Annotated in this window: 23 protein-coding genes; 17 read left to right on the top strand and 6 right to left on the bottom strand. The window is 53.6% G+C overall.

Going from position 1 to position 19,549, the window contains the following annotated elements:
• Positions 1-46 precede the first annotated feature (46 nt).
• From JCM17844_RS08825 to JCM17844_RS08780, 10 genes are all read left to right on the top strand, one after another.
• Positions 47-799: a cytochrome b/b6 domain-containing protein gene (locus tag JCM17844_RS08825; protein ID WP_150000614.1), complete on the top strand. Its 753-nt coding sequence runs from the start codon at positions 47-49 to the stop codon at positions 797-799.
• Positions 786-1,169 carry a DUF488 domain-containing protein gene (locus JCM17844_RS08820; RefSeq protein ID WP_210431671.1) on the top strand — a complete coding sequence of 128 codons (384 nt, stop codon included), beginning with the start codon at positions 786-788 and terminating at the stop codon, positions 1,167-1,169. Before JCM17844_RS08825 ends, JCM17844_RS08820 begins: the two co-directional genes overlap by 14 nt.
• 247 nt (positions 1,170-1,416) lie before the next feature.
• Entirely contained in the window at positions 1,417-1,770 is a 354-nt protein-coding gene (locus JCM17844_RS08815; RefSeq protein ID WP_150000613.1) for a hypothetical protein, read from the top strand.
• An 88-nt stretch (positions 1,771-1,858) separates the two neighbouring features.
• Entirely contained in the window at positions 1,859-3,598 is a 1,740-nt protein-coding gene (locus JCM17844_RS08810; RefSeq protein ID WP_150000612.1) for a copper resistance system multicopper oxidase, read from the top strand.
• Positions 3,595-4,338: a copper resistance protein B gene (locus JCM17844_RS08805; RefSeq protein ID WP_150000611.1), complete on the top strand. Its 744-nt coding sequence runs from the start codon at positions 3,595-3,597 to the stop codon at positions 4,336-4,338. Before JCM17844_RS08810 ends, JCM17844_RS08805 begins: the two co-directional genes overlap by 4 nt.
• Positions 4,339-4,670: 332 nt before the next feature.
• Positions 4,671-4,877 carry a cold-shock protein gene (locus tag JCM17844_RS08800; RefSeq protein WP_042086396.1) on the top strand — a complete coding sequence of 69 codons (207 nt, stop codon included), beginning with the start codon at positions 4,671-4,673 and terminating at the stop codon, positions 4,875-4,877.
• A 111-nt stretch (positions 4,878-4,988) separates the two neighbouring features.
• Positions 4,989-5,663 carry a CatB-related O-acetyltransferase gene (locus JCM17844_RS08795; protein WP_150000610.1) on the top strand — a complete coding sequence of 225 codons (675 nt, stop codon included), beginning with the start codon at positions 4,989-4,991 and terminating at the stop codon, positions 5,661-5,663.
• 86 nt (positions 5,664-5,749) lie between these two features.
• Positions 5,750-6,010 carry a hypothetical protein gene (locus JCM17844_RS08790; RefSeq protein ID WP_150000609.1) on the top strand — a complete coding sequence of 87 codons (261 nt, stop codon included), beginning with the start codon at positions 5,750-5,752 and terminating at the stop codon, positions 6,008-6,010.
• Positions 6,011-6,045: 35 nt separating this feature from the next.
• Positions 6,046-7,788 carry a GGDEF domain-containing protein gene (locus JCM17844_RS08785; protein WP_150000608.1) on the top strand — a complete coding sequence of 581 codons (1,743 nt, stop codon included), beginning with the start codon at positions 6,046-6,048 and terminating at the stop codon, positions 7,786-7,788.
• Positions 7,789-7,799: 11 nt separating this feature from the next.
• Positions 7,800-8,618 (top strand): SAM-dependent methyltransferase, encoded by an 819-nt coding sequence (locus JCM17844_RS08780; protein WP_150000607.1) that lies wholly within the window; start codon positions 7,800-7,802, stop codon positions 8,616-8,618.
• Positions 8,619-8,628: 10 nt separating this feature from the next.
• Here the strand turns inward: JCM17844_RS08780 and JCM17844_RS08775 are convergent, their stop codons facing one another.
• Together JCM17844_RS08775 and JCM17844_RS08770 are read right to left on the bottom strand one after the other, a co-directional pair.
• A complete protein-coding gene (locus JCM17844_RS08775; protein ID WP_150000606.1) occupies positions 8,629-9,126 on the bottom strand; it encodes a DUF2721 domain-containing protein in 498 nt (165 codons plus the stop codon).
• Between the two features lie 54 nt (positions 9,127-9,180).
• Positions 9,181-9,729 (bottom strand): PAS domain-containing protein, encoded by a 549-nt coding sequence (locus tag JCM17844_RS08770; protein WP_150000605.1) that lies wholly within the window; start codon positions 9,727-9,729, stop codon positions 9,181-9,183.
• 200 nt (positions 9,730-9,929) lie between these two features.
• Between JCM17844_RS08770 and JCM17844_RS08765 the strand changes: the two genes are divergently transcribed.
• From JCM17844_RS08765 to JCM17844_RS08755, 3 genes are all read left to right on the top strand, one after another.
• On the top strand, positions 9,930-11,450 hold the full coding sequence (locus tag JCM17844_RS08765; RefSeq protein WP_210431670.1) for a S10 family peptidase: 1,521 nt from the start codon (positions 9,930-9,932) through the stop codon (positions 11,448-11,450).
• A 95-nt stretch (positions 11,451-11,545) separates the two neighbouring features.
• Positions 11,546-11,920 carry a VanZ family protein gene (locus JCM17844_RS08760; RefSeq protein WP_150000604.1) on the top strand — a complete coding sequence of 125 codons (375 nt, stop codon included), beginning with the start codon at positions 11,546-11,548 and terminating at the stop codon, positions 11,918-11,920.
• Positions 11,921-12,016: 96 nt separating this feature from the next.
• On the top strand, positions 12,017-12,463 hold the full coding sequence (locus JCM17844_RS08755) for an EF-hand domain-containing protein (RefSeq protein WP_150000603.1): 447 nt from the start codon (positions 12,017-12,019) through the stop codon (positions 12,461-12,463).
• A gap of 107 nt (positions 12,464-12,570) precedes the next feature.
• Here JCM17844_RS08755 and JCM17844_RS08750 read toward each other — a convergent pair whose 3' ends face one another.
• Genes JCM17844_RS08750 through JCM17844_RS08740 form a run of 3 tightly spaced genes read right to left on the bottom strand, consistent with a single transcriptional unit; the run spans position 12,571 to position 14,812 of the window.
• Entirely contained in the window at positions 12,571-13,713 is a 1,143-nt protein-coding gene (locus JCM17844_RS08750; RefSeq protein ID WP_150000602.1) for a lytic transglycosylase domain-containing protein, read from the bottom strand.
• A complete protein-coding gene (locus JCM17844_RS08745) occupies positions 13,641-14,078 on the bottom strand; it encodes a hypothetical protein (protein WP_150000601.1) in 438 nt (145 codons plus the stop codon). Before JCM17844_RS08745 ends, JCM17844_RS08750 begins: the two co-directional genes overlap by 73 nt.
• Positions 14,078-14,812 (bottom strand): hypothetical protein, encoded by a 735-nt coding sequence (locus tag JCM17844_RS08740; RefSeq protein ID WP_150000600.1) that lies wholly within the window; start codon positions 14,810-14,812, stop codon positions 14,078-14,080. Before JCM17844_RS08740 ends, JCM17844_RS08745 begins: the two co-directional genes overlap by 1 nt.
• A gap of 181 nt (positions 14,813-14,993) precedes the next feature.
• On the opposite strand from JCM17844_RS08740, the gene dapA reads away from it, so the two are divergent.
• Together dapA and smpB are read left to right on the top strand one after the other, a co-directional pair.
• A complete protein-coding gene (dapA, locus tag JCM17844_RS08735) occupies positions 14,994-15,920 on the top strand; it encodes a 4-hydroxy-tetrahydrodipicolinate synthase (RefSeq protein WP_235898958.1) in 927 nt (308 codons plus the stop codon).
• A 9-nt stretch (positions 15,921-15,929) separates the two neighbouring features.
• Positions 15,930-16,400: an SsrA-binding protein SmpB gene (gene smpB, locus JCM17844_RS08730; RefSeq protein ID WP_150000599.1), complete on the top strand. Its 471-nt coding sequence runs from the start codon at positions 15,930-15,932 to the stop codon at positions 16,398-16,400.
• Positions 16,401-16,432: 32 nt separating this feature from the next.
• On the opposite strand, the gene JCM17844_RS08725 is transcribed toward smpB, so the two are convergent.
• Complete coding sequence (locus JCM17844_RS08725; RefSeq protein WP_210431669.1) at positions 16,433-16,825, bottom strand: flagellar basal body rod protein FlgC; 393 nt, start codon at positions 16,823-16,825, stop codon at positions 16,433-16,435.
• 141 nt (positions 16,826-16,966) lie between these two features.
• Between JCM17844_RS08725 and JCM17844_RS08720 the strand changes: the two genes are divergently transcribed.
• Positions 16,967-18,823 carry a putative bifunctional diguanylate cyclase/phosphodiesterase gene (locus JCM17844_RS08720; RefSeq protein ID WP_150000597.1) on the top strand — a complete coding sequence of 619 codons (1,857 nt, stop codon included), beginning with the start codon at positions 16,967-16,969 and terminating at the stop codon, positions 18,821-18,823.
• Positions 18,824-18,837: 14 nt separating this feature from the next.
• Positions 18,838-19,479: a DsbA family oxidoreductase gene (locus tag JCM17844_RS08715; RefSeq protein WP_150000596.1), complete on the top strand. Its 642-nt coding sequence runs from the start codon at positions 18,838-18,840 to the stop codon at positions 19,477-19,479.
• The last annotated feature ends 70 nt before the right edge of the window (positions 19,480-19,549 follow it).

The following is a 19,549-nucleotide window of genomic DNA, read 5'->3' as shown; positions in this document are numbered from 1 at the left end:
CCTTGAAACCGGAGATGGTGTTACTCAAGGTGAGGAAAGGCTTGTTATGCCCAAGAGTGATCTGAAGGAATATCGTGTTTGGGACAAGCCGACACGGTGGTTTCACTGGATTAATGCCATCTCTGTTTTGGGGCTTATCGGTCTTGGGTTGATTATCTTATATGCCAAGGAATTCCAGATTGGACCTGCGGGAAAGATCCTTTTGAAAGAGGTTCATATATGGTTTGGCTATGTGTTCGCTATCAATCTGTTCATTCGCCTGATTTGGGCATTTTTCGGTAATCGCTATAGCAGCTGGCGGGGAATTCTTCCGGGCGGAAAAGGCTATGTGCGGGCGGTACAAGATTATATCGGCGGGGCTTCCCACGGGCAGCCCAAGCATTATCTGGGCCATAATCCCCTTGGCCGTTTAAGTGTCACTCTTTTATTCGCGTTGCTTTTTGCACAGGCCGTCACCGGTTTGGTGCTGGCCGGAACGGATATTTTCTTTGCGCCTTTTGGCCATTGGATCGCGCAATGGATTGCCGCGGATGGCGTTGATCCGTCCAGCCTGTTACCCGGCGCAAAAGAGATGTACGACCCCGTTGCCTATGACGAGATGCGGGCCTTCAGAAAACCTTTCATCACCACCCATTATTATGCGTTTTACGCTATTTCAGCGATGGTCGTTTTGCATATTCTGGCCGTGGTGGTTACCGAGATCCGAAGCGGTGGCGCGCTGGTGTCTGCCATGTTTACCGGCCGTAAGATCCTTTCGGGGCCGGTTGAAGATGGTGATGTCTCTGATGGCGAAGGATAAGACCGGCCTCGATATCCGCCTCAAGAGGGCTTATGACGATCCGGCAGATGGGGATGGTTGCCGTATTCTGGTGGACCGGATCTGGCCGCGCGGTGTGTCAAAGGATGATCTGGCGCTGGATCATTGGTTGAAGGATCTGGCTCCGAGTACCGGTTTGCGTAAATGGTTCGGCCATGATCCGCAAAAATGGGACGGGTTCAAGGAGCGGTATTTCAAGGAACTGGATGGGTGTTCCGATGCCATTGACCAGCTTCTGGAATGGGGCCGCGAAGGCCGCATCACCTTGATTTATGGGGCAAAGGACACCGAGCATAATAATGCGGTGGCATTAAAAGCATATCTGGAGAAAAAGCTCGCCGGGAAGCTTTAGCGGACCAATGAAGCGATGTCCTTATCAGCGATAGCGTCCGAACAGGACGATCCGTTGTTGAATTTCCTCATCGGTCAATTTCATCGCTGCTTTTACCCTTCAATATGCTTGAGGTGATTTAAAAGGGTGCTTTTTATTTTGCTCCTTTCTCACGATAGCTCATAGGGGTATGATGGTTTGAATATTGTACCGTGGATCGGGCGTTATGGGTAAGAAGAACCGCGTGTCTGTTTTGTTGGCTGTGGTTATGGCGCTGGTGCTGGTGCCTGTCTGGTGCCCCGGCCCGATGGTCATGTCTGGTGTTCCGGGCAATGGGGCTAACCCAATCGCCCATAGCGATATATCGGGGCAGGGTGCGGCCTGCCATGACGCCTCGCAAAAGCCGTGTTCTGTGCATTTTGACAAAGTAGACGTACTGGCTGCACCGCCGACAAAAGCGTCCGACACTCTGTTTTTGACTCTTGATGCGGTATTTTTGCGAACAGTCAGTCATGTATTGGCTTTGGATCACCCGGTGCACCATCCTTTGGTCGCGCCTGTCCGACAAAGTCCTTATCTCCCCCAAACACTGGTTTCTCTCTTTATTCTTCTTCTGAATTGAAGCCTTCAAGCCGCTGTCGCTGACCGACGAATGTGCCGGATCCATCGGTGCATGGCGGTCGTGTTTTTTATTGCTTGAAGGACGTTCCATGATCACGAGGCGCAATTTGATCCGGTCCGCCACCATGCTGGGTGGTGGGTTGTTGATGCAGGGTTTCATTCCCGTATGGGCGAAAGGCGGTTCCGGCTATGTGCCTGGAGCCACCCCCCGCACAGATTCGCGGTCCGGCACCCACGACGTCGATCTGTTCATTGCCGAAACGCCGGTGCAGATCGATGGCCAGCACGGCACGGCGGTGACCTTGAATGGCGGCGTTCCCGGTCCCTTGCTGCGCTTTACGGAGGGCGAAACGGTGACCATCCGGGTGCATAATCGCTTGCGGGAAACGACCTCGATTCATTGGCATGGCATCTTGTTGCCATTTGAAATGGACGGCGTGCCCGGCGTTGCTTTTCCCGGGATCAAGGCGGGGGAGACCTTCACCTACCGTTATTTGGTTCGGCAAAGCGGAACCTATTGGTATCATAGTCATTCCGGGCTTCAAGAGCAGCTTGGCCATTATGGTCCACTGGTGATCGATCCCAAAGAACCCGATATCATGGACCATGATCGCGAGCATATTCTGATATTGTCGGACTGGATGTTCGATAATCCCTACAAAGTGATGGCGAAGCTCAAAAAGCGCAGCGATTATCTCAATTTCCAGCAACGCACGATGGGCGACTTTTTCAAGGACGCAAGCGAGACTGGGTTGGGCGCTGCGATCAGCGACCGTATGGCGTGGGGGCGGATGCGTATGTCGCCCGCCGATATCGCCGATGTGACCGGACATATCTATTCCTATCTGATCAATGGGGCAGGGCCGGATGATAATTGGACTGGCTTGTTCCAGCCCGGTGAACGGCTGCGCCTGCGCATCATCAATGCCGCCTCCATGAGCTATTTCAATCTGCGCATTCCCGGTTTGGCGATGACCGTGGTTGCCGCCGATGGCCAACCGGTCCAGCCGGTGGAGGTCGATGAATTCCAGATCGCGCCCGCCGAAACCTATGATGTGATCGTAACTCCAAAAGACGATCGCGCCTATACGGTGATGGCGGAGGCCATGGATCGTAGCGGTTATGCGCGTGGCACTCTCGCCCCGAGATCTGGAATGTCTGCGGCCATACCGGCATTGCGCGATCAGCCTCTTCGCACCATGGCCGATATGGGCATGGATATGGACGCGATGCCGGCCGGTCATGGGCATGGGAAAAATCATGGCAGCATGGCTATGGGCGGTCCGATTGTCGCCCGACATGGACCGTCTGGACACGGACCGGGCAGTGCGGGTGTCGCCGCCGTGCAGCGCAGCCGCCTTGGCGAGCCGGGCACAGGGCTGGAGACTATAGACCATCGGGTGCTTGTCTATACCGATCTGAAGGCGCGCACGGTTTATAATGACCGTCCGCCTGAGCGAGAACTGGAACTGCATCTCACCGGTAATATGGAGCGCTATATGTGGTCCTTTGACGGGGAGAAATTCAGCGAGGTGGATGGCCCGATCCCTTTTGCATTGGGCGAGCGTCTGCGGCTGATTTTGGTGAATGACACTATGATGGAACATCCAATCCATCTGCACGGCATGTGGATGGAACTGGAAAACGGCCATGGCGATCTTATCCCGCGCAAGCATACCATTAGCGTTAAGCCCGGTGAACGGCTGTCGGCTTTGATCCATGTGGATGCGCCTGGGCGCTGGGCGTTTCATTGTCATCTTCTTTATCATATGGAGGCGGGTATGTTCCGCGTTGTAGAGGTGACACCCTATGATGGAGAAGACGCATGAGAGCGCTTTATTCTGTCGTTTTCATATGCCTTTCAACCTTTCCCGCCAGCGCACAGGACGCGCGCCAGACCGGTGCCCCGGCCGATTGGCCGCTTCCCATTCACGATACGCCGGCGACGTTGTTTTTGCAGGCCGACCGGGTGGAATATCGGGTGATGGACGGCGATGACGCTTTTCTTTGGGATATGCAGGGCTGGTTCGGTAGTGACCGCCATAAATTCTGGACCAAGATGGAAGGGGAAGGCACCATCGAAGATGGCGTGGATGACGCGGAGTTTCAAGCGTTATACAGCCGCATGATCACACCGTTTTTCGACCTTCAAATGGGTGTGCGTCAAGATGTGGGGCCGGGGCCTTCACGCAGCTATGCGGTGCTGGGGCTTCAGGGACTGATGCCTTATTGGTTCGAGCTGGATGGAGCCTTGTTTCTCAGCGATAAGGGCGACCTTACGGCGCGGGTGGAGACGGAATACGAGCTGATGCTTACCCAAAGGCTTGTGGCGCAACCCCGGATCGAGCTTAATTTCGCGGCGCAGGATATCGAGGAATCGGGCATCGGTGCCGGTCTTTCCAGTGCTGAAGTGGGGCTGCGCCTGCGCTATGAGGTGCGGCGCCAATTTGCCCCCTATATCGGGATCTCATGGGAACGCCTTGTGGGCGACAGTGCCGATTTCGCCCGCGCCCGGGGGAGCGATCCGGGAGAGACGTCGGTGGTGTTCGGGCTGCGATTCTGGTTTTGAAAAAAAACAGGACACAATGGGTTGTTTAGAATGCTTTTCGGATGCCTTTGTTCATAAAAGCATCGTCCACTAGAAATATCCTGTCGGATATGGAACAGGGCTTTGAATTTTGGGAAAATTAGATTATGTTGTGGCCGAATGTCGCAATCAATGATTCGGCATTCTCTAACTGCGGAATGTCGTCCGGCGTGTTTCGATATTCCACATAGCAGGAAATAGGCGGTCGGGATGTCCCGAACGTACACGTCGAATAACCTGCGACTGATCTGATTTTGGTTTCGCGCGATTACGACGCTACCGACTTCTGAGACATCGCGTGAAAGGATACGAGCATGGCTAAAGGTACAGTTAAGTGGTTCAATTCCACCAAAGGTTTCGGCTTCATTCAGCCTGAGACAGGCGGCAAAGATGTGTTCGTTCACATTTCTGCCGTTGAACGCGCCGGTCTTTCCGGTCTGGATGATAATCAGCAGGTCACCTATGACCTCGAAGAAGACCGTCGCGGCCGCACATCTGCCGTGAATCTTCAACTCGCCTGATTGGGCCGATTGATTTTTGAATCACTTAAGGGGAGGCCGCGGCCTCCCTTTTGCGTTTTAAGAGCACTGCTTTTCAAAGCTTGGACATCTCCATCAATGATGGAGCGGGTGATGCCTGATGATAAGGTGCGGTTTCCGGATCCCGCATCCCCTGATCCTTTGCCCCATGCCCCGCGGGTTCAATGGCTGAAGCCTTTGATCAGCCGTGCCAATATTCATGTGGGCGACTATAGCTATTATGATGATCCGATAGCACCTGAGCGGTTTGAAACAGACAATGTTTTGTATCATTTCGACCATGTGGGCGATCTGTTACGCATTGGTCGTTTTTGCGCCCTTGCCACTGGCACCACCTTCATCATGAACGGGGCCAATCACAAAACAAATGGTATCTCGACCTTCCCGTTTCCCATCTTTGGCGCGGATTGGGAACGGCATATGGCTTTGTTGCATGACAATCCCTCACGCGGGGATACGGTTTTGGGCCATGATGTGTGGTGCGGTTATCAAAGCCTGATCATGCCCGGTGTGACCATCGGTCATGGGGCGGTGGTTGCCAGCCGGTCTGTGGTAACGGCAGATGTGCCGCCCTTCGCCATTGTGGCTGGCAATCCGGCACGTATCGTGAAAATGCGCTTCTCGCCGGAAGAGAGCGCCCGTCTTTTGGCGCTGGCCTGGTGGGATTGGCCCATCGAGCAGATTAGCCGCTTTATTCCCCTGATCATGGAGGGGAGCATCACGGCCTTGGAAGACGCAGCCGCACAAATGGAGGCGCGCACGTCTTGATTGAAAAGATATGAAGAATAAGAGTATTAAAGGAAAGGTAAGTTTTTATACGCAGTGTTGATGAGCCGTGATCGAGGTGCGCGCTGGTGCCCGGATTGCAAGAGCAGATTGCCGGGGGAAAAATGTCGAAATTATTAGATTTTATGACAAAGCTGGGGGAAGATTCAGAATATCGGGCACAATATATCGCCGATCCTGATGGGACTATGAAAGCCTTTGGGCTGACGGACGCAGAGTGCAAAATGATTCGCACCTGCGATATGGAAGGCATCAAGAAGGCATCGGGTGTAAAGAATATTTATTTGAATATTTATGTTCCGCCCTACGATGACAATAATAGCAAGTAACTAACGTGCCCAAGCAGAACAGGGGCAGATTAGGGATGTTGGCGGCGGGTTTTGCCGTAACCATCTGGCTTGCCCTGATGCCTGTGGCGATGGCTGCGGATTCCGCTGAGATCGACGCAATGTTGGTCAGAGCCAATGAACTGGTGAGCACCGATCCCGCTGAGGGTGGCGTGCTGTTAGACCAGATTGCCGCGCTTTCCGACAGCCTTTCAAATCAGCAGCGCTATCGGCTTCAAATCGTTCAGGCAAAACTACTGGCGATTCGCGGGCAATATTCCAAGGCACTGAAAATTCTTGAGAGTTTGTCGAGAGAGGACTTGTCAGTTAATTCGCTTGCCCTTTCAAATTCCATAGAATCGTCGATCTATAATGCTTTGGGTGATTATGATCAGATGTTCGCCATAATTCAGAAAAATTTGGCGCTTGTGGATGAGATTACGGATATTAGCTTGAAAGCAGGTTTTATGCACCCGGCAATGGTCGCTTTCCGCGATGCCGGTGCTTATGAACAATCCGTGTCTCAGGGCCTGCAGATGCTGCAATTGGCCCGGGAAAGCGAATTTCCCCGATCGGAATGCTTTGCCCTTGTGGAGCTTGGTATTACCGAGCGTATGGCAGGTAATTGGAATGCGGCCCTGGACTGGCTGAAAGATGCCGAGGTCTTTTGTTCGGACATTGGCAATAAGCTGATCGTTAATTCCGCCCGCGCCAATCTGGCGGCTTTGGCCCTTGATGGCGGAGATACAGAGCAAGCCATTGCCATTGCCTCACGCACTTTGCCCGATGCGGAAGAGGTGGGCTATGCCTATCATATTGCTGAATTGAAATCGGTCTTGGCAACGGCTTATCTGGCTTCGGGGGATCTGGATGCGAGCCTTCATCTGGGGGAAGAGGCTTTAAGCCTTGCCAGGCAAAGCGGGCTCAAATTGTTTGTGCGTCATGCCAGCAAAACATTGGCGGATATCCATGAACGCCGTGGCGACCTGCCCGCGGCGCTGACTATGTTCAAGATCTATCTGGAAGCCAGCCAATTTTTGACCGATGATCGCAGCGCCATGGCCTTGGCCTATTATCAGAATCTCTATGCAACGCAGGATAAAGAGCGACAAATACAAATTCTGAACCAGCAAAACGAATTGCTCACTTTGTCTCGGGCATTGAGCGAAAAGCAGCGGCAGAATTTGCAACTTTCATTGATCATTGGCCTGCTTTTGATCGTGGCGCTGATTGGCTGGTTGGTGTCTGTCAATATGCAACGCCACCGTTTTCGCAATCTGGCTCAGCGAGATGGCCTGACCGGCATTGCCAATCGCAGTCATTTCAACCAAGCAGTTGATAAAATGGTGAAAGATGCCTTTGCCAATGGCGATGATCTGGGCCTGATTTTAATGGATCTGGATAATTTCAAAGCCATCAACGATAGCTATGGCCATGGGGCGGGGGATTGGGTTTTGAAAAATGTTGCGGAAATCTGCCGCCATAAAATTCGCAAGAACGATCTGTTCGGGCGGATCGGGGGGGAGGAATTTGCCCTTTGCCTTCCCGGTGCCGGGCTTGAAGAAAGCCTGCGCGTGGCTGAAATTTGCCGGAAGGCCATCAAGGCGATGGATACAAGCGCCCTGGGTCACAGCTTTGAAGTTTCGGGCAGCTTTGGCGTTGCCATACGCCATCCCCATGAAGCGAAGCTGGAACCGATTTTCACCCGGGCCGATAATTGCCTTTATGATGCCAAGCACGCTGGCCGCGATCAGGTGCGTTATGAAGGCGATCACCTTTAAAAGGATGTCCTATGCCTGACGAGTGTGGACGGCTGGTGGTCGTTGGCACCGGCATGGTTCTGGGAGGACAGATTACGGCGATCGCAAAAAGCGAGATTGTGAACGCGGATCATGTTTTCTGCCTGGTGGATGGCTTATGTGAACAATGGCTGTCGGGGCTCAATTCTTCCTTGACCAGCTTACAAAAGCATTATGCGCCGGGCAAATATCGCCCGCAAAGCTATCGCGATATGGTGGATGCTGTAATAAAGGCGGTACGCGCCGGACAATCGGTGTGCCTGGTGGCTTATGGCCATCCCGGTATTTTCGCCTGCGTTCCCCATTGGGCGATCAAGGCGGCGCGTGATGAAGGGTTTGAGGCGCGTATGGAGCCGGGCATTTCTGCACAGGATTGTCTTTATGCTGATCTTGGGCTGGACCCCGGCACCCATGGCAGCCAAAGCATGGAAGCGACACAATATCTGATCTACTGCAACCGCATCGATCCGGCAAAACTCCTGATATTGTGGCAGGTGGGCTTGGCCGGGGAAATCAGCCTTACGCACTTTGAAACTGATCGAGCGCGTCTGTCTTTGTTGATGGAAAAGCTGATGGCCGATGGCTATGGCATGGATCACGAGGTGATCATTTATGAAGCGGCCATGTTGGCCATGATGCCGGTACGAATGGAGCGAATTGCACTATCCCGATTGCCCGAAGCCCGGCTAAGCGGCATTTCCACGCTGGTAATCCCGCCCGCCTTTGATCTGAAACCGGATCAGGCGATGCGGGCGCGGCTTCGTGCTTTGGGGCCTTTAAAGGCCGATGATATGGATGCCGCCGGGGCTTGAGCGGGGGTGATTATTGCCGACGGGATGCCTGGCCCTTTACTGGTGCCATTGGCTCGTTTGTTTTCAAATATTCTCGGCGCACCTGAATGGCTTTTGTGGCCAGAAAAATTTCTACCAAAAACAGCACAAGTCCTCCGATCAAAAGGCTCATGGCCAGAATGAACAGGGGCGCAACCGTATTTGCGAAATCAAGGGTCAGGAGATTGGAAATGAACAAAACCATCACTACCACACAGACAAAAAGCGCCGAGGTGGTGCACAGGCTGATGGCCCCCTGAACCACGCGCATACGCCGGTCCAATGTTCGCAATTCTCTGCGGCTGCGGGTTTTTTCCTCATCATCAAGGGTGGGAAAGGCAGCTTCTAAAACCCGGGCGCGATCAATCACGCGGGCAAGGCGCAAAGCCAGAACATTGAGTATGGCCCCGATCCCTGCGAGCAAAAATACAGGGGCCACCGCCAGTTGAATGATACTGGCAATTCCGAGAATATCTTGTGGGTGGTCCATTCTGGTCCCTAGTCGTAATGCCTGTTGATCCGGCACCCTTTAAGAGAATGAATATTAGTCATTCAAGGTCTTGGGAAGGTCGGGCACGCCGCTTCCCAAGTCAATCGGCGTGACGATCATCTGTTCCATTTCAATATTGGATTCATGGACAGTCGCGGAATAGCCTTCAAGTGCGGTTGCCCGATGATAGGCCAAAAGAAAACGAAGGGTGCCGTCTTTATCTGCAAGCGGCAGATATAAAGAGGACATGTTCCGTTTCAACCCCGTCGGATACCGCGCGACATAGTGGCAATGGGCCGCGCAGGGAAGATGAAAAATGGCTTCAAGCCAGTCGCTGATAAATGTTGCGCTATTTGGGTCAAGACGATCGAAAAGATTGATCCCGGATGAAAGTGTTGTGAATCTTTGTAAAATATCCGAGCCGATGAGCCGGTATGTATAGTTCTCTTTTCCTGTGCGTTCCAAAATGGAAACATCGGGCAAAACAGCTTTGAATTTCACCGGATTAAGGTGGCTCTTTTGTGGAATCTGACCATCTGCCCCCCGCAAGGACATCCAGTAATTGAAAAGAATATCAAGGGGGGATTGTAGCCAAGGAGCCATGATCAGTACTTAAAAAAGAGAGGGCGCATTATTATCGGTTAAGTTTTTGTCCAGAAAGTGCAGTATTACGGTTCGCGGCTAATATTAGCATCATTTTGGAACTATGTCAGAAGGCTATGTTGTTGTCTAGAGAGCGTTTCTTGCCAGTTTGGTCAAGAAGCCTTTATGTTTGATTACCGTCAATTTTATAGGGGGTTGGAATGATTAAAAAATGGGCTGTGGCCGGGCTTTTGCTTTGTCTGGTAACGCAGACAGGCTGGGCGCAAAAACGCACATCGGATGAGTCTGACAAGGCCAATATGGCTGCACCAAAGCAGTTCGTGACCGAACATAATGGCCGGTTCAACGGCAAGAGCATCAGCTATCAGGTGGTGGCCGGGGAAACCTATATCCGCGATGATGACGGCCAGCCGACGGCCTCTTTTTTCAATGTGGCCTATCTGGCAAAAGGGGGCGCTGCCTCTAAAAAACGGCCCGTAACCTTTTTGTTCAATGGCGGGCCCGGCTCTGCTTCTTTATGGCTGCATATGGGGGCTTTTGGTCCCAAGCGGGTGGTGGTGCCAAGCGATGCACAAGATGATGGTGCGCCGCCTTATCCGGTTGTCGATAATCCCGATACCATTCTCGATGTGTCGGATATGGTGTTTATCGATCCGGTGGGCACCGGCTATAGCCGTGCTTTGGGTAAGAAAGACAACGCGGATTTTTACGGCGTTCGCCAAGATGCAGACTCCATCGCCGCCTTTATCCATCAATGGATTTCCGATAATGGCCGTTGGAATTCACCAATTTATATCGCGGGCGAAAGCTATGGCACCTTGCGCATGGGGCCGCTTCTGGATGCTTTGGGCGGGCGCCGGCACCAGATTGGCGTGAATGGCGTGATGCTGATTTCCGCTGTTCTGCATTATCAGAACAGCCGGTTCAATCAGGGCAATATCATGTCTTATGTAAGCTTCTTGCCCACCTATGCCGCCACCGCTTGGTATCATGATAAATTGCCGCAAAAGCCAGAAAATCTTGAAGAATTTCTGGATGAGGTGCGTGATTTCGCCCGCAATGATTATGCAACGGCATTGATCGCCGGCACGCGGCTGGACCCGCAAGAGCGCCAGCGGATTATTTCGAAGCTTCATGCTTATACCGGGCTGAAAACCGATTGGCTGGATAAGGCGAATATGCGGATTCAGGTGTTCCGGTTCTTCAAAGAACTGATGCGCGATGACCGTCAGGTGGTGGGTCGCCTTGATAGCCGCTATCTGGGGGAAGAGCCCGATGCTGTGGGGGAATTTTATGAAACGGACCCTGCAGCGGCCAGTATTGGCAATGCTTATGTTGCGGCTATCAGCGATTATTTCCAGACGGATCTTGGGGTGCGCATGGACCGGCCCTACTTCGCCTCTAGCCCCGATGCCTTCCGCAAATGGGATTGGAAATTGGGGGATCGCGCTCCCAATGGCGGGCGGTTCATCAATGTGGTGCCGCAGATCGGCCAAGCCATGCGCTATAACAAGGATATGCGTGTGCTGGTAAGTGCGGGATATTTCGATTTCGCCACGCCGTTCTTCGGCGCGGAGAATGCCTTATCGGAAGTCGGGCTGGTGCCTGAACGTATACACTATGACTATTATCGCGCGGGCCATATGATGTATCTTCACGATGAATCCCGCGATCAGTTTCTCAAGGATATCCGGGCCTTTATTGAAGAAGGCGCACATTAAAACCGGATCGTGAAAGAGACCGGTCATCCTCTGCCTGCCTTTTCCATCAGTGATGTGAAGGGGCAGGCGGGGGCGACATATGGAAAGAGACGTTTATGCGCCACACCCTTTTAAAGTTGTTTCGGCGCCTTGTGACTGTGGCTGTTGCTCTTAACATTATTTTCGGGTCGCTTTATCCGGTCACCTCTTCCCTTGAGCTCGATATTTCCGACAAGCTTCAGCATTTTATTGCTTATTTCATTCTGGCTTTTGTTCTGGGGCTTTCTTCACGGCCGCTTACATGGCGTCTTTTTTATCTGGCGTGTGCGGCGGGCCTTGGCGCTTTGATTGAAATCATCCAACCCTTTGTGGGCCGCCAGATGGCCCTTGACGATTTCCTGGTCGATCTTCTGGGCGTGGCTGTGGGCGGCGTTTTGGGTGTTTTGGCCCGGCCCGTTTTGGTGCGTTGGCTGGAACCGGATGCTGTATAAACGCAGGATTGGTTGTGCGTGGCGCGTATCACAACAGATGGCGGCAAATGCACAGGGTATGGTCGCTTCATTCATTTGATTGCGAGGAGAGAATTTATGAACAAGACCTATAAAGGGTTAATCTTGGGTGGCATCGGGCTGGTTTTTGCCAGCGGTGTTTCCTTGGCTGCCCATCATGGCGACAAGGGTCACGGCATGAAAAAAGACATGGCTGCGGCGATGTTGAAAAAACTGGATGCCGATAAAAATGGCAGCGTTGAATGGGCCGAAATAGAGGCCTTTCACAAGAAACGTTTTGAAGCGAGTGATAAAGACGGCAATGGCAGCCTGACCTTGGAAGAAATGAAGGCGGGCCATAAAGCCATGCGCGAACAACAGCGCAAGGATCGTCAAGACCGCATGTTCGATAAGCTGGATGCCGATGGTGACGGGGTGTTGAGCCGGGAAGAAATGCGCGCATTCCAAAAACGCGGCGATATGGACCGCGATCATAAGAATATGCGCAAGCGCCATAAGGATGATGACGGGCGTGACAAGCGCTAAGCCTTGTCCTTATCCACAAGGTAATGCGGCGTAAAATCCTGACACATATTCGGGCGGTCGGGATGTTCTACGGTCTGGCGTTCAAACATGGATGCCCGACAGGAAAGTCAACCGCCGGGCATGGTGGGGGCGGTTTCGTTGGAAACCGGCATGATGAAGGGCAATTCGGGCAAAGGCTTGGGCCGGGGCATATATCCATCCGGTCCGGCCTTTCGTCCACGCTGGAGAAAAGATGTCAGCGTGATTGTTTCGTCCCCACCATCGCTCCCGGCCACACTATCGCCCAAGCGCAGGGCATAAACCGGCGCAGCTTCCAAAACCCGCTGAACATAATTGCGGGTTTCGCTATAGGGGATCATTTCAATCCAATCGATGGGGTCGGTCGCCTGAATGCGGGGATCGCCATAATCATTCAGCCAGCGTGATACCGATCCCGCTCCGGCATTATAGGCGGCCAAGGCCAGCATGGGGGCGCCATCATAGCGCTTTAAAAGCTGCGCAAAATAGGTGCTGCCCAATTCCAGATTATAAGCAGGATCGCTGAGCAGCCTTTCCCGGGAATAAGGCTTTTGGAGTTGGCGCGACATGCGGTTGGCTGTGGCCGGCATCAATTGCATCAGCCCCAGCGCCCCCACATGGCTGATGGCTTTGGGATTGAATTGGCTTTCTTGGCGGGCAATGGAAAGAATAAGGCTGTGGCTGTCTGCCGGAGCATCCGCAAGGGCAATCACCGGATATCCGTTTTCCATCATGATCGCCCCGTCTTGCACGGCGGCTTTGGCGGCAATCACCCCCATTTGCGGTCGTTCCAGATCTTGGCCAAGGCTGGCTGCCAGAATGCTTTGTTCGGGGGTATCGGCCTGTTGTGCCAAATGGCGCACAAACAAACCCAATGGATAATCTTGTCCCATTTTGGCCAAAATGCGGGCGGCTTTCACCAAAGGATTTTGTTCAAACAGGGTGCGGGCCTGTGGGCTTGGCTCAAGGGGGCGGGTCTTGAGTGCATTCAAAGCATCGCCCAAACGGTCCACCGCCAATTGGCCGTAAAACACGGTGGGATAAAGGGCCGCCGTTTCATACCAACGCCGCGCCAAAGCCGGATCGTTCATCGCTTCGGCGGCGCGGGCCGACCAATAGGCACCACGTGCCAAGCTGACAGGAAGGGTCACAACGGAATTCAGGGTCTGGAAATGTTCCAAAGCCTGTGCCGGACGGTCTTTGAAGCGCAGGGCAATCCATCCTGCCAGCATTCTGCCTCGGCAATCTGGGCGCGGGTCCGGCGGGGCAGTTCGTCGGATAGGTCGGTTTCCTGTTGCCCGTCTGCCTGTCTGTCGTAGCCATCCAATAGGCCATGCTCTGCAGCCAGACGATAAGCGGCATCATACCGCCCTTCCTTCATGGCACGGCGGGCCTGAAAATGCCGCTCCCGCCACCAGCGATCCGAGCGTCCGATGTTTCGGCCATCCACTTCGGTTTCCAGCAAAAGCTGCTCGGCCCCTTCATTCTTACCCTTGATGCGCCGCCAATATGCGCGATCATAAACCAGCCCCGCATTGGATTTCAGATGGTCGGGCACCGCCGCCACCGCACGGTCCACATTATAGGCAAAGGCCATCAAGCATTGCGGGCCTTTGCCAATGCCTGATAGTCGGACGGCAACAGCTTCACCAGCCGCATGGCTTGTTGGCGGGCGCGTTGCCAGAGCAGATGATCCACTCGGGCAATATGGTCTTCGGTGCTTAGAAGGGCTCCGTGGCGGGACAGAATCTGGCGCTCTTCCGGGCTGGAAAGATTGGCTGTGCGCCAACCGGTTTTCAGATGGTGTACGCCTTCCTTTTGCCGTCCGGCCCGCAAAAGGGCCGTGGCATAATGAATATGGGCCTTTCCCGATTGGGGCGGATGGGCGTTGAACCATGTCAGAATGTCTTTGTCTGCTGTGGTGGAGCGGATGGTATCCTCAACAGCGCGGCTCAACGTGTCTGGCAAAGGCCAATCGCTATGGGTTTGGTAAAAGTGCCGCATCTGCGCAAAATCGCCCCGACCACCTTTGATGATGGCAGTCCATAAAATCAAATCGCGCTCAAGATCGTCGGCACTTTTTGGCAAGGCAGCCAAGGCTTTATCAATCCGGCCTTTTGACGCCTGATCAAAGGCCGTGATATAGGCTTGGCCTGTGGCGCCGCGAAGGAAATGGGCGGGCGGCTCGGGCTTGTCTCTGGGAATGATGGTGGCGGCAACGGCACCGGAATGGGGCGCGTTGGATAGGGGCAGGATAAAGGCCGAAACCAGCAGGATCACCCCAATGGGATGTAAGCTGGAAGAAAGAATTTGAAAAAACTGCCTTGTCATTGGGCTCATGTCTGTTGAATTTACTCGCTGTTCCTTAACAGAGCTTTTAAAGAGAAGCGGAATGAAGCACTGCCCTTGAGAAACACCCAAGCATGGATGATGTCATGCTGACTTTGGTCAATTGCAACAGCATGGTCCAGTTTTAACCATAACAGGTCAAGAGGCGGCTGTGGATCACAAGATGAAAAAGCCCCTACAGTTTCGGGAGACTGCACGGATGTTCACCGGTTCAATGACAGCGCTGATCACGCCTTTTTGCGAGGACCGTGTGGATTATAAAGCCTTTGAAGCCTTTTGTGACTGGCAGATCGCCCAAGGGACGTCCGGGCTTGTTCCTTGCGGCACAACAGGCGAAGCGCCCACCTTGTCGGCATCGGAACATTATGATGTCATTGCTGCCTGTGTGTCGGTGGCCAAAGGGCGGGTTCCGGTGATTGCCGGTGTGGGCACAAACGCCACGGCGCTGACCATTGAACGGGCCAAAGCCGCACAAAAAGCCGGAGCCGATGGGTTGCTTGTGGTGGTGCCTTATTATAATAAGCCTAGCCAGGAAGGGATGGTCTTGCATATCACGGCCATCCATGATGCCTGCGATCTTCCATTGATTATTTATAATATTCCGGGCCGGTCGGCGGCGGATATGCAGGTGGAAACGCTGGCGACCCTATCAAAGCTCGACCGGGTTGTGGGGCTAAAGGATGCCACGGGCGATCTGGCGCGGGTGGCTCGTCAAAGGCTTTTGTGCAAAAAGGGCTTTGCTCAGCTTTCCGGTGAAGACGCAACGGCGGTGGGCTTTAATGCCATGGGCGGTGTGGGCTGCATTTCGGTAACATCGAATATCGCCCCCGCTTTATGCGCGCAACTGCAAGCGGCCTGTGCCGCCAATGATTATGAAACGGCGCTTTTGTTACAAGATCGGCTGAGCGAACTGCATCAAGCGATGTTTTGTGAAACCAGCCCGGCACCGGTGAAATATGCGGCGCATCGTTTAGGCATCTGTCAGCCCGGCCTGCGTTTGCCTCTTGCTCCTTTGTCCGAGGAAGGAAAGCGGGCGGTAGAGCAGGCAATGGACAATCTGGGGCTTTCACTGGAGGGACATTCGTCCTAAATAGGTTTGATGGTAAAGCAAGATCTTAATGGGCGTCCCGTGGCGGAAAACCGCAAGGCGCGCTATAATTATGCGGTGGAAGACACCTTTGAAGCGGGCATTGTCCTCACGGGGACGGAGGTGAAGGCACTGCGCAAAGGGACGGCCAATATTGCCGAATCTTATGCTGAAGAGAAAAATGGCGAGATATGGCTGATCAATGCCCATATCGACGAATTTTCCCACGGCAATATCCATAATCACGAGCCGCGCCGCCCGCGCAAACTGCTTTTACACCGCAAAGAGATCAACAAAATTACCGGCGCACTGCAACGGGCAGGCATGACTCTTGTGCCCTTGAAAGTCTATTTCGATAATAATGGACGCGCCAAAATCCTTGTGGGGCTGGCCAAAGGGAAAAAGGCCCATGACAAGCGCGAAGATATCAAACAGCGCGATTGGGATCGGCAAAAGCAGCGGTTGTTGAAGGACTTTGGATAGATTTGCGGGCGGCATAGTGGTGGACATGCGCTTTAGCCGCGCTCATCCCTGTCGCCGGTATCCAGCAACTGCTCCGATAAATCCTGTGCGGTTTCCAGCAAACGCAGGCTGGCTTTATAGCTGGCTTCCGCCGATTTCATCTCTACAATTTCACCGATCAACGACACATTGGGCGTTTCCACCAACCCGGCTTCATCGGCGTTGGGGCTGTCGGGCTGAAATGCAGGGAATGAAGCCGGAGAGACAGGGCTTGTAAGGGCAACCACACCGGATCCATTGGGGGCTGGCGATAAAACCGTACGCTGGGGCTGGAACACCGTGTCCCGATTTCCGGTGCTGTTGGCATTGACGATATTTTGTGCCGATGTTTCAAGGCGTTGTTGGTTTGCCATCAGGCCGCTTAGGGCTGTTGTAACGATTTTCATCCCCGGATCCTTTCTGCCAGAATCCGCATTATAATGCTTTGAGATCAACAGCATCTAAAGAAAGATGGTTAAATATGTGGCGATGCTTGTGCCAATGCGCAGAGGGGGCTAGATTCGACACATTACGTTTAGGATAATTGGATGCGCATGGCGGATACAGAACGGCCACTTTCGCAGATCGATTGTCTTCTGATCACAGGGCGAGATGTTGATCAGTGGATGGGATTGCTCGCCTCTTCGCAAGTTGATGTGCAGCATGTAAGCATGGCGGCCGCGTCCCGGATGGTTGATCGACAAGCGCCGCAAGTGGTGTTCATCGACATTGAGACATTTACCGCCCACCGGTCAGCTTGTAGCCAATTATTGTTCAAATGGGGCCATCCGCGTCCGCTGGTGATCGCTTTGATCCTCAGTCAAAACCACCAAGTATCGCCTGAGTTTTTGAAGGTGGCCTGTGATCCTTTGGTGGATGATATTATTCTGAGCGAAAGCAATCCGAAATTATTGTCGGCGCGGGTTTTCTATTTGCTGATGCGGCACCATGACCGCATGGTGGCTCCCCTTCATCTGGAATGGGCGGCTGCTGATGTGATGCCGGTGGAGCAGGCGGTTGAACAGAAAAATGATTTGGAGAAAAACCTGTTAGGCAGCTCTGTTTTGGGCCAACGGGCCTTCCGGAACAGAATCCGGGCTGCGGTTGAAATGGCTGAAGCCGATCATCCCTTATGTCTGGTTATTATCAATGTGGACCGCTTCAAGCGCGTGCTGAGCCAATATGGGCGTGATAATGGCGATTTGGTATTGCGTGCCAGCCTGAATCGCATCCGTGCCGCCGCGGCGGCGTTGACACATTATGTAAAGGCCCGTGCGGGGGAGCAAGAAGCCCGCCGTTTACATCATATGCCCCTTGTGGGCCAGCTTAGTGGTGAAGAATTTGCAATCCTGCTTCCGGGATTGCGGGGGAAGGCCAATATCACCCAGGCGGTGCAAAGCCTTTTGCAGCGCGTATCGGCTCCGCTTCGCGTTGATGAGCGGTCGGTCTATCTATCGGCCAGTGCCGGAATTGCTGTTGCCCCCACCGATGCGCTTACCGCGGACGATTTGTTGAAAGCGGCACATTCTGCCGTCACCTCCGCCAAGCAAAGGCCGGGCAATTCCGTTGCGTTTTATTCGCAGCATCTGGCTGCCAGCGAAGCCCAGAAGATGGAGGTGGAAGGGCGCTTGCGCGATGCCATGGCCTTGGGTGAACTGGAAATGTATTTCCAACCGCAGGCCAGCGTGCGCAGTGGCGATGTGGTGGGGGTCGAGGCACTGGTGCGGTGGAACCATCCCGATCTGGGTCTTGTTAGTCCGGAAAGTTTCATCCCCATCGCCGAAGAGGCCGGGATCACCGTGGATCTGGGGTGCTGGGTGATTGAATCCGCCCTAGCGGGCCTTGGCCGGCTGGAAGCGGCCGGGCTGCCGGCTTTGCAGCTTTCCATCAATGTATCGGCGGATATGTTTACGGACTATGTGGGGTCCCGTTTGGTGCAAGTGGTGCGCGACAGCTTGAAAAAATCGGGTATTCCGCCGCGCCGTTTGACGTTGGAAATCACTGAACGCACCATTATTGATGAAAGCGGCAATGCCCCCCAAGTGATTGACGATCTGAAAGCCTTGGGTGTGCGTTTGGCGCTGGATGATTTCGGCACGGGCTATTCCTCTTTGGGCTATTTAAAAGCCTTGCCCATTGATGAACTGAAGATCGACCGCACCTTTATCATGGGCCAGGACAAGGAAGACCGGGCCTTTTTGCGGGCCATTATTTCAATGGCGAAAACACTGAACATGGTTGTGGTGGCTGAAGGCGTTGAAACGCAAGAGCAATTGGTACGCCTTTATGAAGAAGGCTGCGACATGTATCAGGGGTATTTGTGCTCGCCGCCGGTGTCGGAAAGTGCGTTGCCAGCCCTTGTAAAAACCACATTCCCTGCCACATCTCCTGCCAAATCCGGTTAAAGGGAGCCGTGGCTATGGCGGACAGCATTAAAATCGACATCATATCCGATACGGTTTGTCCTTGGTGCCTGATTGGAAAACGGCGACTGGAACAGGCTTTGGCCCAGCGTCCGGATCTGGTGGCGAATATTCACTGGCGGCCTTATCAACTGCATCCGGAATTGCCATTGGGCGGGGCGGATAAAGCGGAACTTTTGGCATCGAAATTCGGCTCGGCAGAGCGGGCGCGGGAAATCTTCGATCATATTGCTGCGGAAGGGGCCAAAGAAGGCATTGCCTTTGCTTTTGATCGCATCACGCGCGCCCCCAATACCCTTGATAGTCACCGTTTGATCCATTGGTCGGCTTCGGCGGGGGGTCAAAATGATGTGGTTGAAGCCCTGTTCCGCGCTTATTTCATGGACGGCGAGGACATTTCCAATCGGGATCTTTTGACCTCCATTGCCGAAAAGTGCGGAATGGAAGGGGGCGTGGTTCGTGACCTTCTGGACACGGACCGGGATCGTCAGGTTGTGATGAGCCAGATCGACAGCGTGCGGAAAATGGGCATCACTGGCGTTCCAACATTCATCTTTGATGGACGATTGGCTGTGAATGGCGCCCATCCCGCCAGCGCTTTGCTTGAAGTGATCGACAAGGTAAAACAGGCTGCTTGACGCTTAGGCCCCGTTCATCATGGTTGTGCGTTATCTGTGGCCGGTTTTGTAAGTTTTCTTCTGGACCTGA

The organism is Iodidimonas gelatinilytica (assembly GCF_008579125.1).
Taxonomy (GTDB): Bacteria; Pseudomonadota; Alphaproteobacteria; order Sphingomonadales; family Rhodothalassiaceae; genus Iodidimonas; species Iodidimonas muriae.
Note: the sequence above shows the minus strand (reverse complement) of the source record. Positions and strands in the feature narration are given on the sequence as shown.

Excerpts from the sequence above, each read along its gene's own strand:
- JCM17844_RS08825 (WP_150000614.1), top strand. The coding sequence starts at position 47 with ATGCCCAAGAGTGATCTGAAGGAATATCGTGTTTGGGACAAGCCGACA.
- JCM17844_RS08820 (WP_210431671.1), top strand. The coding sequence starts at position 786 with ATGGCGAAGGATAAGACCGGCCTCGATATCCGCCTCAAGAGGGCTTAT.
- JCM17844_RS08815 (WP_150000613.1), top strand. The coding sequence starts at position 1,417 with ATGGCGCTGGTGCTGGTGCCTGTCTGGTGCCCCGGCCCGATGGTCATG.
- JCM17844_RS08810 (WP_150000612.1), top strand. The coding sequence starts at position 1,859 with ATGATCACGAGGCGCAATTTGATCCGGTCCGCCACCATGCTGGGTGGT.
- JCM17844_RS08805 (WP_150000611.1), top strand. The coding sequence starts at position 3,595 with ATGAGAGCGCTTTATTCTGTCGTTTTCATATGCCTTTCAACCTTTCCC.
- JCM17844_RS08800 (WP_042086396.1), top strand. The coding sequence starts at position 4,671 with ATGGCTAAAGGTACAGTTAAGTGGTTCAATTCCACCAAAGGTTTCGGC.
- JCM17844_RS08795 (WP_150000610.1), top strand. The coding sequence starts at position 4,989 with ATGCCTGATGATAAGGTGCGGTTTCCGGATCCCGCATCCCCTGATCCT.
- JCM17844_RS08785 (WP_150000608.1), top strand. The coding sequence starts at position 6,046 with ATGTTGGCGGCGGGTTTTGCCGTAACCATCTGGCTTGCCCTGATGCCT.
- JCM17844_RS08780 (WP_150000607.1), top strand. The coding sequence starts at position 7,800 with ATGCCTGACGAGTGTGGACGGCTGGTGGTCGTTGGCACCGGCATGGTT.
- JCM17844_RS08775 (WP_150000606.1), bottom strand. The coding sequence starts at position 9,126 with ATGGACCACCCACAAGATATTCTCGGAATTGCCAGTATCATTCAACTG.
- JCM17844_RS08770 (WP_150000605.1), bottom strand. The coding sequence starts at position 9,729 with ATGGCTCCTTGGCTACAATCCCCCCTTGATATTCTTTTCAATTACTGG.
- JCM17844_RS08765 (WP_210431670.1), top strand. The coding sequence starts at position 9,930 with ATGATTAAAAAATGGGCTGTGGCCGGGCTTTTGCTTTGTCTGGTAACG.
- JCM17844_RS08760 (WP_150000604.1), top strand. The coding sequence starts at position 11,546 with ATGCGCCACACCCTTTTAAAGTTGTTTCGGCGCCTTGTGACTGTGGCT.
- JCM17844_RS08755 (WP_150000603.1), top strand. The coding sequence starts at position 12,017 with ATGAACAAGACCTATAAAGGGTTAATCTTGGGTGGCATCGGGCTGGTT.
- JCM17844_RS08750 (WP_150000602.1), bottom strand. The coding sequence starts at position 13,713 with ATGCTGGCAGGATGGATTGCCCTGCGCTTCAAAGACCGTCCGGCACAG.
- JCM17844_RS08745 (WP_150000601.1), bottom strand. The coding sequence starts at position 14,078 with ATGGCCTTTGCCTATAATGTGGACCGTGCGGTGGCGGCGGTGCCCGAC.
- JCM17844_RS08740 (WP_150000600.1), bottom strand. The coding sequence starts at position 14,812 with ATGACAAGGCAGTTTTTTCAAATTCTTTCTTCCAGCTTACATCCCATT.
- dapA (WP_235898958.1), top strand. The coding sequence starts at position 14,994 with ATGAAAAAGCCCCTACAGTTTCGGGAGACTGCACGGATGTTCACCGGT.
- smpB (WP_150000599.1), top strand. The coding sequence starts at position 15,930 with ATGGTAAAGCAAGATCTTAATGGGCGTCCCGTGGCGGAAAACCGCAAG.
- JCM17844_RS08725 (WP_210431669.1), bottom strand. The coding sequence starts at position 16,825 with ATGAAAATCGTTACAACAGCCCTAAGCGGCCTGATGGCAAACCAACAA.
- JCM17844_RS08720 (WP_150000597.1), top strand. The coding sequence starts at position 16,967 with ATGCGCATGGCGGATACAGAACGGCCACTTTCGCAGATCGATTGTCTT.
- JCM17844_RS08715 (WP_150000596.1), top strand. The coding sequence starts at position 18,838 with ATGGCGGACAGCATTAAAATCGACATCATATCCGATACGGTTTGTCCT.